General features: G+C 62.5%; 13 protein-coding genes. 12 read left to right on the top strand and 1 reads right to left on the bottom strand.

The genetic code is table 11. The features are described from left to right. Nucleotides 1-17 precede the first annotated feature (17 nt). The 12 genes from LDP01_RS20750 (at nt 18) to LDP01_RS20695 (ending at nt 12,481) form a co-directional block, all read left to right on the top strand. A complete protein-coding gene (locus LDP01_RS20750; protein ID WP_224095043.1) occupies nt 18-644 on the top strand; it encodes a cyclodeaminase/cyclohydrolase family protein in 627 nt (208 codons plus the stop codon). Next, nucleotides 641-1,531: a bifunctional 5,10-methylenetetrahydrofolate dehydrogenase/5,10-methenyltetrahydrofolate cyclohydrolase gene (locus LDP01_RS20745; protein ID WP_224095041.1), complete on the top strand. Its 891-nt coding sequence runs from the start codon at nt 641-643 to the stop codon at nt 1,529-1,531. The genes LDP01_RS20750 and LDP01_RS20745 overlap by 4 nt, the downstream gene beginning before the upstream one ends. Before the next feature lie 2 nt (nt 1,532-1,533). After that, complete coding sequence (locus LDP01_RS20740) at nt 1,534-2,373, top strand: methylenetetrahydrofolate reductase (RefSeq protein WP_224095040.1); 840 nt, start codon at nt 1,534-1,536, stop codon at nt 2,371-2,373. Continuing rightward, nucleotides 2,328-4,646, top strand: coding sequence for an FdhF/YdeP family oxidoreductase (locus LDP01_RS20735; protein ID WP_224095038.1), 2,319 nt, complete (start codon nt 2,328-2,330; stop codon nt 4,644-4,646). The genes LDP01_RS20740 and LDP01_RS20735 overlap by 46 nt, the downstream gene beginning before the upstream one ends. A gap of 148 nt (nt 4,647-4,794) precedes the next feature. Next, the gene (locus LDP01_RS20730; protein WP_223947734.1) at nt 4,795-5,217 is read left to right on the top strand and encodes a GlcG/HbpS family heme-binding protein; all 423 of its coding nucleotides are present in this window, start codon (nt 4,795-4,797) and stop codon (nt 5,215-5,217) included. A 141-nt stretch (nt 5,218-5,358) separates the two neighbouring features. Continuing rightward, nucleotides 5,359-6,576, top strand: a complete 1,218-nt coding sequence (gene fdhA / locus LDP01_RS20725; RefSeq protein WP_224095036.1) for a formaldehyde dehydrogenase, glutathione-independent — start codon at nt 5,359-5,361, stop codon at nt 6,574-6,576. A 26-nt stretch (nt 6,577-6,602) separates the two neighbouring features. Continuing rightward, the gene (locus LDP01_RS20720; protein ID WP_527249110.1) at nt 6,603-7,937 is read left to right on the top strand and encodes a molybdopterin molybdotransferase MoeA; all 1,335 of its coding nucleotides are present in this window, start codon (nt 6,603-6,605) and stop codon (nt 7,935-7,937) included. Beyond that, nucleotides 7,925-8,806 carry a formate dehydrogenase accessory sulfurtransferase FdhD gene (fdhD, locus tag LDP01_RS20715; protein ID WP_224095034.1) on the top strand — a complete coding sequence of 294 codons (882 nt, stop codon included), beginning with the start codon at nt 7,925-7,927 and terminating at the stop codon, nt 8,804-8,806. Before LDP01_RS20720 ends, fdhD begins: the two co-directional genes overlap by 13 nt. Nucleotides 8,807-8,996: 190 nt before the next feature. Further along, nucleotides 8,997-9,803 (top strand): IclR family transcriptional regulator, encoded by an 807-nt coding sequence (locus tag LDP01_RS20710; protein ID WP_224095032.1) that lies wholly within the window; start codon nt 8,997-8,999, stop codon nt 9,801-9,803. A gap of 284 nt (nt 9,804-10,087) precedes the next feature. Beyond that, nucleotides 10,088-10,225, top strand: coding sequence for a hypothetical protein (locus LDP01_RS20705; RefSeq protein WP_224095030.1), 138 nt, complete (start codon nt 10,088-10,090; stop codon nt 10,223-10,225). A gap of 37 nt (nt 10,226-10,262) precedes the next feature. Beyond that, nucleotides 10,263-12,284, top strand: a complete 2,022-nt coding sequence (locus LDP01_RS20700; protein ID WP_224095027.1) for a BCCT family transporter — start codon at nt 10,263-10,265, stop codon at nt 12,282-12,284. 11 nt (nt 12,285-12,295) lie between these two features. Further along, on the top strand, nt 12,296-12,481 hold the full coding sequence (locus LDP01_RS20695) for a hypothetical protein (RefSeq protein WP_224095026.1): 186 nt from the start codon (nt 12,296-12,298) through the stop codon (nt 12,479-12,481). 103 nt (nt 12,482-12,584) lie between these two features. On the opposite strand, the gene LDP01_RS20690 is transcribed toward LDP01_RS20695, so the two are convergent. Beyond that, a complete protein-coding gene (locus tag LDP01_RS20690) occupies nt 12,585-13,262 on the bottom strand; it encodes a fasciclin domain-containing protein (protein WP_224095024.1) in 678 nt (225 codons plus the stop codon). Nucleotides 13,263-13,344 lie beyond the last annotated feature (82 nt).

The raw sequence follows: 13,344 nt of genomic DNA, 5'->3' as shown, positions 1-13,344 counted from the left end.
CCAGCCCAGGAAGACACATGATCAGTTCAGAAACCATCAACGACTACCTTGCCAGGCTCGCTTCGCGGCAGCCCACCCCCGGCGGAGGTGCCGCCGCCGCCCTTCACGCCGCCCAGGGCGCCGCCTTGGTGGCCATGGTGGCCAGGTACACCACGGGTGAAAAGTATGCGCAGCATGCAGAACCCGTTGCCCGCATCACCAGCGCTGCGGACCATTTAATTGTTGAAGCGCTGCGCCTCGCAGACGCCGATGAGCACGCCTTCCAACGAGTAATTGATTCGTACAAACTCCCGTCCGGGACCGGGGAACTCAAGGCCGCGCGCGCTGCCGGCATCCAGGATGCCCTGGTCCAGGCGGCACACACACCTGCCCAGCTGATCAACCTGGCCGGTGAGGTGGTGGAACTCGCCACGGAACTCTTTGACATGGCCAACCCCAATGTCATCAGCGACGTCGCGGCAGCAGCAGATGCTGCCCGTGCCGCAGCCACAACCGCACGTGTCAACATCGACATCAACGTAGTGGCCATCAAGGATGGCGAAGCCCGCTCGCGCTTGGCAGAACAGACCGACGGCCTTGAGGAAAAAGTGGTCCTCGCAGCTGATTCCCTCGTCAAGCGCGTACGCGAAAGGATCCTCGCGTGAGTACTGAAATGCTTTCCGGAAAGGGACTGGCCGCCCTCATCCAGCAGCGTGCGCAGGATGAGGCCCGCCTCCTTGAATATGAGGGCCAGCGCCCTTCACTGGCCGTGGTGGTGGCAACGGACGACGAGTCCACGCACTGGTACGTCCGCTCCATTGAGCGCGCCGCGGAGCGCGCCGGAATAGGTTGCCGGATCCTGGACCTTGGGCATGATGCCACGGAACAGGTGCTGGCGAGCGTGTTGAAAGACCTCAGCGCTGAGCAATCGGTCAACGGCATTATTCTTCAAACGCCGTTGCCCGCGGGTGTTCGAACAGACGCGCTCGTGGGGCTGATCGCTCCGGAAAAGGACATTGACGGCGCCAACCCGCTCAGCCTGGGCCGCCTGGCCGTGGGTCAGCCCGCCTTCGCCCCCGCAACCGCACAGGCCGTGGTGGAACTGCTTGAGCATTTCCAGGTTCCGCTCGCCGGACGGAGCGTCGCCGTCGTCGGGCGTTCCGCTGTGGTGGGAAAGCCGCTGTCCCTGCTGCTGCTCGAAAAGGACGCCACCGTCACCATCTGCCACTCCAAATCAGGGGCGCTTGAGCGCTATACCCGGCCCGCCGACGTCGTGGTTGTAGCCGCAGGGCGGACCGGGCTGCTGACGGGCAGCCACGTTTCGCCGGCGTCTGTAGTGATCGACGTCGGAACGAATGTCCTCCCCGACGGTTCCCTGGTGGGAGACGTGGACGAGGCCAGTGTCACCGGAGTGGCGGCTGCCCTGACGCCGGTACCCGGCGGGGTGGGCTCAGTGACCACCGCGTTGCTGCTCCTCCACACTGCTGAGGCGGCCCGGGCACAAGCACGGCTGCTGGAGAAGACGGCCTTGGTTTCGGGAACCGCTGGCTAGCCATGGAAACGCCGATCCGCCTGGAGGTTAGTCCCTCCGCTGACCTTGCCCGGCAACTGCCTCCCGCCTACGAGGCGCCGGGGATGGTCAGCGTGACCTGCCTGCCGCATCACGGTCCGGCCAGGACGGTCGCTGCGTCGATTGAGCTTGCCCGGCTGGGCTACCACGTGGTCCCGCATCTGGCAGCCCGGAGCATCGCCAGCCAGGCAGAGCTGCACTTGTTCCTACGTCAATTGCATGACGAGGGCGTCCGGGAGCTTTTCCTCATTGCCGGGGACCGCAGCGTACCTGCCGGGCCGTATTCCTGGAGCGGCCAGCTGATGGAGGACATCAAGGCTTTCCCGGAAGATTTCTCCCTTGGCATCGCCGGTTACCCGGAAGGCCACCCGCAACTGAGCGCAGAACAGTTGCGGAGCAGCCTGGCCGGCAAGTCACCCCTGGCGTCGTCCATGGTCACGCAAATGTGCTTTTCGGCGGAATCCATCAGCTCATACCTGCAGGAGTTGCACCGGGCCGGATCACGGCTTCCAGTCTGGGTGGGCGTTCCCGGGCCGGTGTCCGTGCAGAAGCTGCTGGCCATGGGTGCGCGATTGGGTGTGGGACGCTCACTCAAGCTGGCCCGCGGCACAGGAATGGCCAAGGCACTCCTGCGCGGTGGTGACGTCATGCGCTATGACAGCTCCGGGCTGATCCGGGAAGTTCATCAGGCCCTCGACGGCCATCCGCTGTTTGCCGGCATCCACGTCTACAGCTTCAACGACCTCAGCCGCCTACCCAGATTTGAAGGGAAGATCGCATGGCTTCCAAAGCCCCCCGTGAAAACATCGACGAGTCAAAGCTGACCGTCACCAAACCCAAGACAAAGGCTGTCGGCATTCCAGCCGTTGCCAACGCAGTGAAAATCTCCCTGGAACAAATGGGCCCGGTGCGAAGCGTACAAACGCTGCTGGCAGTCAACCAGATCGATGGATTCGACTGCATGGGCTGCGCTTGGCCGGAACACGAGAAGCGCAACGCGGCAGAGTTCTGCGAGAACGGGGCCAAGGCCGTCGCCGAGGAAGCCACCCGGCGCCGTGTCACGCCAGAGTTCTTTGCCCAGCACTCCGTTGCTGAATTGAAGACCCGCGATGACTACTGGCTGGGCCAGCAGGGCCGGCTGACCCACCCTATGTTCCTCGATGAAGGCGCCACCCACTACACGCCCATCGAATGGGACAAGGCCTATGACCTCATGGCCGAGGAACTCCGGGGCATGGACCATCCCGATCAGGCAGTCTTCTATACATCCGGCCGAACCTCCAACGAGGCTGCCTTCGTCTACCAACTCCTGGTGCGCGGCCTTGGCACCAACAACCTGCCGGACTGCTCCAACATGTGCCACGAGTCCTCAGGCTCCGCGCTGGTGGAAACCATCGGAATCGGCAAGGGTTCGGTCAGCCTGACCGACCTGGAGACGGCATCACTCATCTTCGTAGCCGGGCAGAACCCAGGCACCAACCATCCGCGCATGCTCAGCGCCCTGGAGAAGGCCAAGAAGAACGGCGCGGTCATCGTGTCCGTCAATCCACTTCCCGAAGCCGGACTCCTGCACTTTGAAAACCCCCAACACGTAGCAGGCATGGTGGTGGGAACCCAGCTGACGGATGACTTCCTCCAAATCCGTGCCGGCGGCGATCAAGCCCTCTTCCAGGGCCTCGGTAAATACCTCCTGGAAGCCGAAGCCACGGGCCGCAAAACCCCGGGCCTGGAAACCGTCCTTGACCACAGGTTCATCGAGGACCACACCGTGGGCATCGACGAATACCTGCGCTTCCTGGAAAAGGTGGAGTGGGACGACATCGTGGAAGCAACAGGCCTCACCCTGGAGCAGATCCACTCCACAGGCGAACGGCTCCTGGCCTCGAACGCCACCATCGTCTGCTGGGCCATGGGATTGACCCAGCACAAACACTCAGTACCTACCCTCCGCGACGTCGTTAACGTCCTGCTGCTTCAGGGGAACATCGGCAAGCCCGGCGCCGGAGTTTGCCCGGTGCGTGGCCACTCAAACGTCCAGGGCGACCGCACCATGGGCATCTTCGAGAAGATGCCGGAAAAGTTCCATGACCGGCTGGACAACGAGTTCGAGTTCCTGTCACCACGGGAGCACGGCTTTGACACTGTTGCCGCCATCCGCGCCATGAGGGACGGAAAGGTCCGCTTCTTCATGGGGATGGGTGGAAACTTTGTTCGTGCCGCCCCTGACTCGGACGTTACGGAACAAGCGCTCGCCAACACACGTTTGAGCGTCCAGATCTCCACAAAGCTGAACCATTCGCATCTGTCCACGGGCAAGCGGGCTTTGATTCTCCCAACACTCGGACGCACGGAGAAGGACACGCAGCGGACCGGTGACCAGAGGGTTACCGTGGAAGACTCCATGAGCGCGGTCCATGCATCCCGGGGACGCCTCAAGCCTGCGAGCGAGCACCTCCACTCGGAAGTTGCCATTGTGTGCAATCTTGCCCACCGGCTCTTCACCGATGGCACCGTGCGCCTGCCCAACGCCCCCAAGGCCGCATGGCTGTCGATGCGTGATGACTACTCGCTGATCCGCAAACACATCGAGGCCGTCTTCGATGGCTTTGAGAACTTCGAAGAGCGGATCCAGCACCCGGGCGGCTTCGTGCTGCCGCACCCGCCGCGCGATGCCCGGAAGTTCGATACCGCTTCAGGCAAAGCACACTTCACAGGCAACGAGCTTGAATACATCAAGGTCCCGCCCGGCAGGCTGGTGCTCCAAACGCTGCGGTCACACGACCAGTACAACACCACAATCTACGGCAAGGACGACCGCTACCGCGGCATCCATGGTGGGCGGAGGGTGGTCCTCATCAACGAGTCCGATATCGCGGAGCTGGGATTTGCTGATGGTGAGATGGTCCACCTGATTTCAGAATTCCAGGGAACTGAACGCCGCGCAGAAGACTTCCGCATCGTTTCGTACTCCACCCCCAAGGGGTGTGCCGCTGCCTATTACCCGGAAACCAACGTCCTTGTACCGCTGGACTCTGTTGCCGATACCAGTGGGACGCCGACGTCCAAGTCCGTCATCGTTCGGCTCGAACGGGCCTGAATGAGTCTGGACATAGTGTGATACATGCCATAGTATGTGACTGATATATCTTTGCTCATGCATAAAAGATATTAGGAGACCAGGCGCCGGAGCCCGCGCCCACCAAGAGCAATTTGCCCTCATGAAGACATCTATCAATGGAGAAACAATGTCTGATATCACCCAAGTCCAAGCTGATGCTGTACTGGCCGCGGCGCGCGATGCCGCGCGCGGAACCGAAACAGCAATGAACATCGCCGTGGTAGACGCCGGCGGCAACCTCAAGGCCTTCACCCGCATGGACGGGGCCTGGCTCGGCAGCATCGACATCTCCATCAAGAAGGCACGCACCGCCCGCTACTTCGACATGCCCACGGGCGCAATCGGCGAGCTTTCGCAGCCGGGGGGACCGTTGTACAACATCGAGGTCTCCAATGGCGGACTCATTACGTTCCCGGGTGGCATCCCCCTGCGAGGGGAGGACGGCACTGTAATCGGGGCGATCGGCGTCAGTGGCAGCACGGTAGAGAACGACCACACCGTGGCGTCCGCAGGAGCAGCAGTAGAGCTTCAGGGCGCGGCCCGGCCGTAAGCAAAGAAAAAACTGTCCAATTGTCCGTGAATGGTGCTTCGGTGGCCTGAAACCTGGGGAGGTATTTCCTCATCGAAGCACCGCTCTCGGGCAATTGGGCAGCATTCATTTTCCGTATCACCACATGCCCAAGGAGTGTCCATGTCTGGAAACCGAGCAGTCGCCTACAAGGAACCCGGTGTCGTCGAAATCATCAACACTGACTACCCGACGTTCGAACTCAAGGACGGACCGGGCGTCAACCCGGCCAACGTCGGCCGGAAGGTACCGCATGGCGCGATCCTCCGCACGGTGACAACCAACATCTGCGGTTCCGACCAGCACATGGTCCGCGGCCGCACCACAGCCCCGCAGGACCTGGTCCTCGGCCACGAAATCACCGGCGAAGTGGTGGAGGTGGGTCCCGACGTCGAGTTCATCAAGGTGGGCGACATCGTCTCGGTGCCGTTCAACATTTCCTGCGGCCGGTGCCGGAACTGCAAAGAGCAAAAGACCGGTATCTGCCTCAACGTCAACCCTGACCGCCCGGGCAGCGCATATGGGTATGTGGATATGGGCGGCTGGGTAGGCGGACAGGCCGAATACGTGCTGGTTCCCTATGCCGACTGGAACCTGCTGCGCTTCCCGGACCGCGACCAGGCCCTGGAAAAGATCATGGACCTGACCATGCTCTCGGACATCTTCCCCACAGGCTTCCACGGCGCCGTTACAGCCGGCGTGGGCGTAGGGTCCACGGTGTACGTCGCCGGTGCCGGCCCTGTGGGTCTGGCTGCCGCCGTCGGCGCGCAGTTGCTTGGCGCCGCCGTCGTGATTGTGGGCGACATGAACGAAGACCGGCTGGCACAGGCGCGCTCGTTCGGCTGCGAAACCGTCAACGTCTCCAACGGCGACCCGAAGGAGCAGATCGCGCAGATCCTCGGAGTGCCGGAAGTGGATTGCGGCGTGGACGCGGTTGGCTTCGAAGCTCGCGGCCACGGAAGGGACGCCTCGCACGAGGCTCCCGCCACCGTGCTGAACTCCCTTATGGACATCACCGCAGCCGGCGGCTCCCTTGGCATCCCGGGCCTTTACGTCACGGGCGATCCGGGCGGAATCGATGAAGCAGCCAAGCACGGCTCCCTCTCGCTCTCGCTGGGCACCGGCTGGGCAAAGTCCCTGTCCTTCACCACGGGCCAGTGCCCGGTGATGAAGTACAACCGCCAATTGATGATGGCCATCCTCCACGACAAGGTCCAGATCGCCAAGGCAGTCAATGCCCAAGCCATCCCCCTCGAGGACGCTCCCCGCGGCTACGCCGAGTTCGACGCCGGTGCGGCAACAAAGTTCGTACTGAACCCGAACGGCTACGTGAAGGCTTAGTACGCAAACACCAGGAAGGGGGCATCATGCTCGCGCAGGAAATTCTCTGCGGCACTTCGCCAACATCCCACGTGCCCTGCGAGCGGATGCCTGCCCCAACGTGGTCCGAAGCCCGGCAGATGGCCTTCGATTGCGCTGTTCCGCTTGCGTCAGCGTCTGTACCACTGGCGGACGCGATCGGAAACGTGCTGACCACTGATGTGACGGCGTGCCAGGACCTTCCGCACTACGCGTCCTCTGCCATGGATGGGTGGGCCATTCATGGCGGAGGACCGTGGGAGATCACGACGCCGGGGCTGCCGCTGTCACCGGGACAAGCCAGCGTCATTGCCACCGGTGGTCTGGTTCCGGAAGGTGCCGTGGCGGTACTTCGGAAGGAGAGCGGACACGCCTTCGACGCCGGATACGGGCTGCAGCTCTCACTGAAACCCGACGCGAAACCCGGCGAGACGCTCCCCGGCCGGCATATACGGCCAGCCGGTGAAGAAGCCCGGGCCGGCGACGTCCTCGTACCCTCCGGCACACTCCTTAATCCAGCCCACATTGCCCTTGCCGCCGTAGCAGGCCACGACGAACTGCAGGTGCAACGCAAGCCGCGGGTCGCCGTCGTGCTTACCGGCTCCGAGGTGGTGACCTCGGGTGTGCCGGCAGCGGGGCAGGTTCGCGACACCTTCGGCCCGCAACTCGGCGCAGTGATTTCCCAGCTGGGCGGAATTCCAGGCGGCCAGCAACGGATCGGCGACTCATACGAAGAGTGGCTGTCCGCACTTGACTCTCCGCCCGGAGGTGAACACCCGGATGTCACGATCACCACCGGCGGCACCGGCAAATCCGGAACTGACCACTTCCGCGCCGCAGTGGCCGCGCTCGGTGGGCGCCTACTGCTCGACGGCGTCGCTATGCGCCCCGGTCATCCTGCAGTATTGGCTGAACTCCCGGACGGCCGCTTCATCATCGGCCTCCCAGGCAACCCCCTGGCCGCAATGATGGCCCTCATGACCATCGGCGAACCACTGCTCGCTGCCCTCCAAAACAGGCCTTTCCGGACAGCTGGCCACCTCACGTCCGGGGCGGACGTCGATCCGGGCCCCGGCCGGACACAACTCATCCCCTGCACGTTCGTCCACGGGCTCGCTTTTCCTGCTTCGCACACTGGTCCCGGCATGATGCGGGGGCTGGCTTGGGCCGACGGTTTCATGGCCGTTCCCCCTGGCGGAGTTGAAGCAGGCGAACCCGTCCCGGTCATGCCGCTGCCCTGGGCAAGCGCCTGGACAAGCGGCTGGACAAGCGCCTGGTCACCGGCGCAAGCAACCACAGATTTCCCCAACTTGTCAGGAAGGTACGCACCATGGCACGGATGACACAGCGCCGGAAGATACACCGCTTCCATCTGGACGGGACAGGTACCGAATATCCGGTGCGGTTCAAGGAAGATGTCCTCGCCGCCGAGGAGCCCCTGGAAATCAGGATCGGCGGCCGCTCCTTCGCCGTGACCATGAGGACTCCAGGAGACGACTTTGACCTCGTAGCCGGATTCCTGGTGTCCGAGGGCATCATCCGCAGCCAGTCCGAGCTGATCTCCCTGCGTTTTTGTGCCGGCCAGAAGGACGGAACGCAAACCTTCAACGTTGTGGAGGCCCAGCTTCGCTCCGACGTGCAGATGCCGGACACCATGCGGCACGTCTACACCTCCAGCTCGTGCGGCATCTGTGGAACGGACTCCATCGAAGCCGTCTGCAAGACCGTTCATTTCGATCCCTCCCAGGACCCGCTGCGGGTTCCCGTTGACATCCTGGCCGAACTGCCTGAGCGCCTCCGGGAAGCCCAGGCGGTGTTTGACAGGACCGGTGGCGTCCACGCCGCCGGGCTCTTCAGGGTGGACGGCGCCAGCCCCGAGCTCCTCTGTTTGCGGGAGGACGTGGGCCGCCACAACGCCGTGGACAAAGTAGTGGGCTGGGCACTGCGCCAGGATCTGCTGCCCCTGACAGGCTTGGTCCTGCAGGTTTCAGGACGTGCATCGTTCGAGCTGGTCCAGAAGGCTGCCCTCGCCGGCATCCCCGTCCTGTCAGCCGTGAGCGCACCCTCCAGCCTTGCCGCCGACCTCGCCACTGAGACCGGCGTGACCCTGGTTGGCTTCAGCCGTGGTCACAGCCTCAACGTCTACGCCGGACGCGAAAGATTGATCCGCCCCCGCAAAGCAGCACGTGAGGAGGTCTACGCCGGGCTCTGACCGCCCGTTTTCCGCGTTTGCACGCAGCTAAAGCCCTGTTGATGCCGATAGGGTGCGTTTGCTGTGCACAAACTCCCCGCGTGTTTCAAGGCCCGTTCCGTGTCGGACTAGGATGAGGAAAAGACGAGGAGCATGCCGGGCAGGGCTTTACAGCCCCGGCCGCCTGCTTGGGACAACGACACGAGGCATCATGGCCCCACGCAACAATCCAGACATCGAGAAGGACGCAGACGCCCAAGGCGGCGGCGTCCAATCAGTGGACCGCGCGCTGCAAATCCTGGAAATCCTTGCACGCGAAGGGGATGCCGGCGTCAGTGAAATCGCTGACGAAATGGGCGTCCATAAATCCACGGTGTCCAGGCTTGTGGGCTCGCTGGTAAACCGCGAGCTTGTGCGGCAGAACAGCGAGAGGGGCAAGTACCAGCTGGGCTTCGGAATCCTTCGGCTGGCGACCTCCATCCCCGGCAGGCTGAGCGTCGTGCACGAGGCCAGGGAAGTACTGGAAGCACTTGCGGGTGAGTACAAGGAAACGGTCAACCTCGCCGTGCTTCGGTCCAACTATGCAGTCAACGTGGATCAGGCCATGGGCCCCTCAACGCTTGCCACCTACGACTGGGTGGGAAGCCTGACCCCGCTGCATGCGACGTCCAGCGGCAAAGTGCTTTTGGCCGCGCTGACGGCCGATGAGCGGAACCAGGTCCTCAAGACAGTCGGCCTGCCTGCCCGCACACCGCGCACCATCACCAATCGCGCGGAGCTGGAGAAGCAGCTGCTCGACGTCGCACGGAACGGCTACGCAGTCGTGCATGAAGAGTTCGAGATCGGCCTGACGGCGGTAGCCGTGCCCATCTTTAACCACATGGGCAATGTCATCGCTGCGGTGAGTATCTCCGGCCCCGCCTTCCGCTTTGCCCCGGAGGAGCACCCAGGGCTCATAGACGCCCTCCGTGAGGCTGGCTTCACCATCAGCGCCAAAATGGGCTACCGGCGCCGCTAGGCGCTGCCAGGCCGCTTCTAGACGCTTCAAACCGCGGGCAACAGCATGTCCATTTTTGGGCGGGAAAATCGCTTGTTACGCAACAGTAGCCACGATGTGCAACAGACTGCGCATGTCGGCGGCGCTGTCAAGGTGCCGCGAAATGGAGCAGAAACACCTTGACATTGCCCTGTGACGGGGCGCACTCTGTTGCTTAGCGCGAGAACTGTTGATTCTTGCGAAACGCACGAAGGCGATTCAGCCAAAGCGACCAGAAACCCGTTCCCCGACTAAAAGAGGTGCACATGTGCAAGGCCTGCCCCACTGGTGAACTCGCTCCCGGGGAGGCGCTACGGCTCGATACTGCTCCAACCATCATGGTCATCCAACCGGAGGAAGCCCCCAACCTTCCATCCGGCCCCACCCTCCAGGGCCATGTATAAACCCAAGCCCATGACTCGCCGAGCAAAGGACCCGCTCATGGCTATAAATAGTGATTTAAAGCCTTTAACTCCCGAGGAATTGCCCGCCAACGATAACCTGGCTGACACTCCCTCATCACGTAAGACAAACCGTCTGGAGAACCCTGGAGACGTCATCAGCGTCTCCCCGGATGAAACCAACCCCGCAGTCCTCGACGATGAGGGCGAAGGCGCAGAAGCACTGCCGGATACTGAGGAATACGCACAGATCCTGGAAGAACTGCGCCATGCGAGGACCGAGCAGGCAGTCAGCGCCCGCCGGAACCGCAAACTTACGCTGGACAAAGTCACCTTCGGAATCACGGGCGCCATCGCCGTCGCCTTCGTGGTCTGGGGCTTCGTCGGCCGGGACAGCCTTTCCGAATCTTCCAAAGGCGCCCTGAACTGGGTCATGGAATACACCGGTTGGCTCTTCATGGTTCTTGCCTCTTTGTTCGTCGTCTTCGTCCTCTGGCTCGCCCTGGGCAAGTTCGGCAACATCCCGCTGGGCAAGGATGGCGAGAAGCCGGAGTTCCGTACTGTCTCCTGGGTAGCGATGATGTTCGCCGCCGGCATGGGCATCGGGCTCATGTTCTATGGCGTGGCTGAACCGCTCTACCACTACATCTCGCCACCACCAGGCACTGTGGACGGCCGCACCCCTGCTGCCATCCAGACTGCGATGGCCACCTCGATCTTCCATTGGACCCTGCACCCATGGGCCATGTACGCAGTGGTGGGCATTGCCATGGCATACGGCACCTACCGCCTGGGCCGCAGACAGCTGGTCTCCGCAGCGTTCACATCGCTGTTCGGCATCAGGATGGTGGAAGGCCCCCTCGGGAAATTCATCAACATCCTGGCCATCTTTGCCACGCTGTTCGGTACCGCCGCTTCCCTGGGCCTCGGCGCCCTCCAGATCGGCAGCGGCATGACCTCCAACGGCTGGGTGGGCGAGATCGGCACCCCGGTACTCGTGGTGATCGTGGCCATCCTCACCTTCTGCTTCGTCGCATCAGCAGTCTCCGGAATCAGCCGTGGCATCCAGTGGCTTTCCAACATCAACATGGTGCTGGCAGTCGTCCTGGCAATCATCGTCTTTGTTGCCGGCCCTACCCTGTTCATCCTGAACCTGATCCCTTCCGCAATCGGCGACTACGCCAGGGACCTGGCAGAAATGTCGTCCCGGACCGAAGCGGTCGGGGACGAAGCACTGCGTAGCTGGATGACCAGTTGGACCATTTTCTACTGGGCCTGGTGGATCTCCTGGACGCCCTTCGTCGGCATGTTCATTGCGCGCATCAGCCGCGGCCGGACCATCCGCCAGTTCGTGACCGGCGTTCTGCTGGTGCCAAGCATCGTCAGCGTTATCTGGTTCGGTATCTTCGGTGGAGCTGCCTTCCATGTCCAGCAGGAAGCTGACAAGGCCGGCACACCCGGCCTGGTGACCATGACCAACGGCGTGCCTTCCGTCAATTTCGACGGCGCACTCTTCGATCTCGTCAAGAACCTGGGCATGCCCGGCTGGGCCACCGCAGCAGTGATCGTGCTGGCCATGGTGCTGGTGGCAATCTTCTTCATCACTGGTGCCGACGCAGCCTCCATCGTCATGGGGTCGCTCAGCTCCAACGGAGCCGAACATCCCCGCCGCGGAGTAGTGATCTTCTGGGGAAGCCTTACCGGTGCAGTAGCAGCGGTTATGCTCCTGGCCGGCGGCGACGAACCATCCGAGGCATTGGCCGGGCTCCAAAGAGTCACGATTGTTGCCGCCCTGCCGTTTGTCATTGTCATGCTGCTGCTCTGTTTCGCCCTGACGAAGGATCTGCGCCGTGATCCTCTGTCACTGCGGAAGCGCTTGGCGACATCCGTTGTTGAACGTGCGATTCGTACGGGCGTGGAACAACATCGGGGCGTTCAATTCGATCTGGTCACCAGGCACGAGTGCGCGGAAGACTGCCCGGATTCCGACTGTCCCGGGGGAACTCCGACCGGAACCATCCCCACGGTTCAGCCTCCCCGCACCCAGCCGACCGACAAGTAAGGTATCCCGCCATGTCGCAAACCCATGAACACCAAAGCACCCTGCGTGTCTCCAGCGATTCCGGGGACACCGTGAGCTTCACCCTGGATGCCACGAAACCCGTAACGGTCAAGCTCCAGGTCGACGGTGGTTGCACTTGTGGAACCACCGCCACGGTCCAGGGCTCCTACGTCGATAGCGACCTGGGCAAGCACTAACCATTCATTTCCAGACCCAAAAAAGCAGGCGCCGGAATCTGAGCAGTTCAGATTCCGGCGCCTGCTTTTTGTTTGCGGACTGGCGGGTTACTTGGGCATCGGGTTACTTGGGCATCAGCACGGAGTCGATCAGGTAAACCGTTGCGTTGGCCGTGTGGACGCCGCCACAGATCACGTTGGCTCCGTCAACTGTGAGGGCATCCTTGCTACCGCCAACCGTCACTTCGCCACCTTGGACCGTCTTGTGTGTTCCGACCACCTGGTCCGGAGTCAGCTGGCCTGGGACTACGTGGTAGGTGAGGATCTTGCTCAGCAGGGCATCGTCCGTCTTGAGCGTCTCAATCGTGGCGGGGTCGATCTTTGCGAAAGCATCGTCAACAGGTGCAAAGACTGTGAATTCACTGCCGTTCAAGGTGGAGACCAGGTCCACTTTCGGGTTGAGCTTGCCGGAAACAGCGGCAGTGAGGGTCTTAAGCAGCGGGTTGTTCGAAGCGGCAACGGCCACCGGGTCCTGGGCCATTCCCACCACCGAACCGGCACCATCCGGAACCTGTGCGGCGTAACCGGCACAGCCGGGGCCAACAAGATCACGCGCGGGATCCATGGCGGCACTGGTCATGGATGAAGCCGACGGCGACGGTGCCGCGGACGTCATCTCCGGGGCGGCGGACGACGACGAAGGTGTGCTGGAACTGCTTGAACCACCACAAGCGGTGAGTCCGAGAAGGGCGGCGGCAGTGAGGCCAACGAAGGCGAGGGCGGGGCGCTTTGTGGACAACATGTCATTCTCCTTGTTCGTGGAACCAGGGCATTGGGTCCATTGGGTGTGGGCACTGGCTCCCCGGCGCTGCATCTGCGTTGCC

The sequence above is a fragment of the Arthrobacter sp. StoSoilB13 genome, assembly GCF_019977255.1.
Lineage (GTDB): Bacteria > Actinomycetota > Actinomycetes > Actinomycetales > Micrococcaceae > Arthrobacter.
The sequence above is the reverse complement of the archived record's forward strand: the minus strand, read 5'-3'. Positions and strand labels throughout refer to the sequence as shown.

Bases quoted from the DNA above. Each gene is read 5' to 3' on its own strand.
- LDP01_RS20750 (WP_224095043.1), top strand. From the start codon at position 18: ATGATCAGTTCAGAAACCATCAACGACTACCTTGCCAGGCTCGCTTCG.
- LDP01_RS20740 (WP_224095040.1), top strand. From the start codon at position 1,534: ATGGAAACGCCGATCCGCCTGGAGGTTAGTCCCTCCGCTGACCTTGCC.
- LDP01_RS20735 (WP_224095038.1), top strand. From the start codon at position 2,328: ATGGCTTCCAAAGCCCCCCGTGAAAACATCGACGAGTCAAAGCTGACC.
- LDP01_RS20730 (WP_223947734.1), top strand. From the start codon at position 4,795: ATGTCTGATATCACCCAAGTCCAAGCTGATGCTGTACTGGCCGCGGCG.
- fdhA (WP_224095036.1), top strand. From the start codon at position 5,359: ATGTCTGGAAACCGAGCAGTCGCCTACAAGGAACCCGGTGTCGTCGAA.
- LDP01_RS20720 (WP_527249110.1), top strand. From the start codon at position 6,603: ATGCTCGCGCAGGAAATTCTCTGCGGCACTTCGCCAACATCCCACGTG.
- fdhD (WP_224095034.1), top strand. From the start codon at position 7,925: ATGGCACGGATGACACAGCGCCGGAAGATACACCGCTTCCATCTGGAC.
- LDP01_RS20710 (WP_224095032.1), top strand. From the start codon at position 8,997: ATGGCCCCACGCAACAATCCAGACATCGAGAAGGACGCAGACGCCCAA.
- LDP01_RS20705 (WP_224095030.1), top strand. From the start codon at position 10,088: ATGTGCAAGGCCTGCCCCACTGGTGAACTCGCTCCCGGGGAGGCGCTA.
- LDP01_RS20700 (WP_224095027.1), top strand. From the start codon at position 10,263: ATGGCTATAAATAGTGATTTAAAGCCTTTAACTCCCGAGGAATTGCCC.
- LDP01_RS20695 (WP_224095026.1), top strand. From the start codon at position 12,296: ATGTCGCAAACCCATGAACACCAAAGCACCCTGCGTGTCTCCAGCGAT.
- LDP01_RS20690 (WP_224095024.1), bottom strand. From the start codon at position 13,262: ATGTTGTCCACAAAGCGCCCCGCCCTCGCCTTCGTTGGCCTCACTGCC.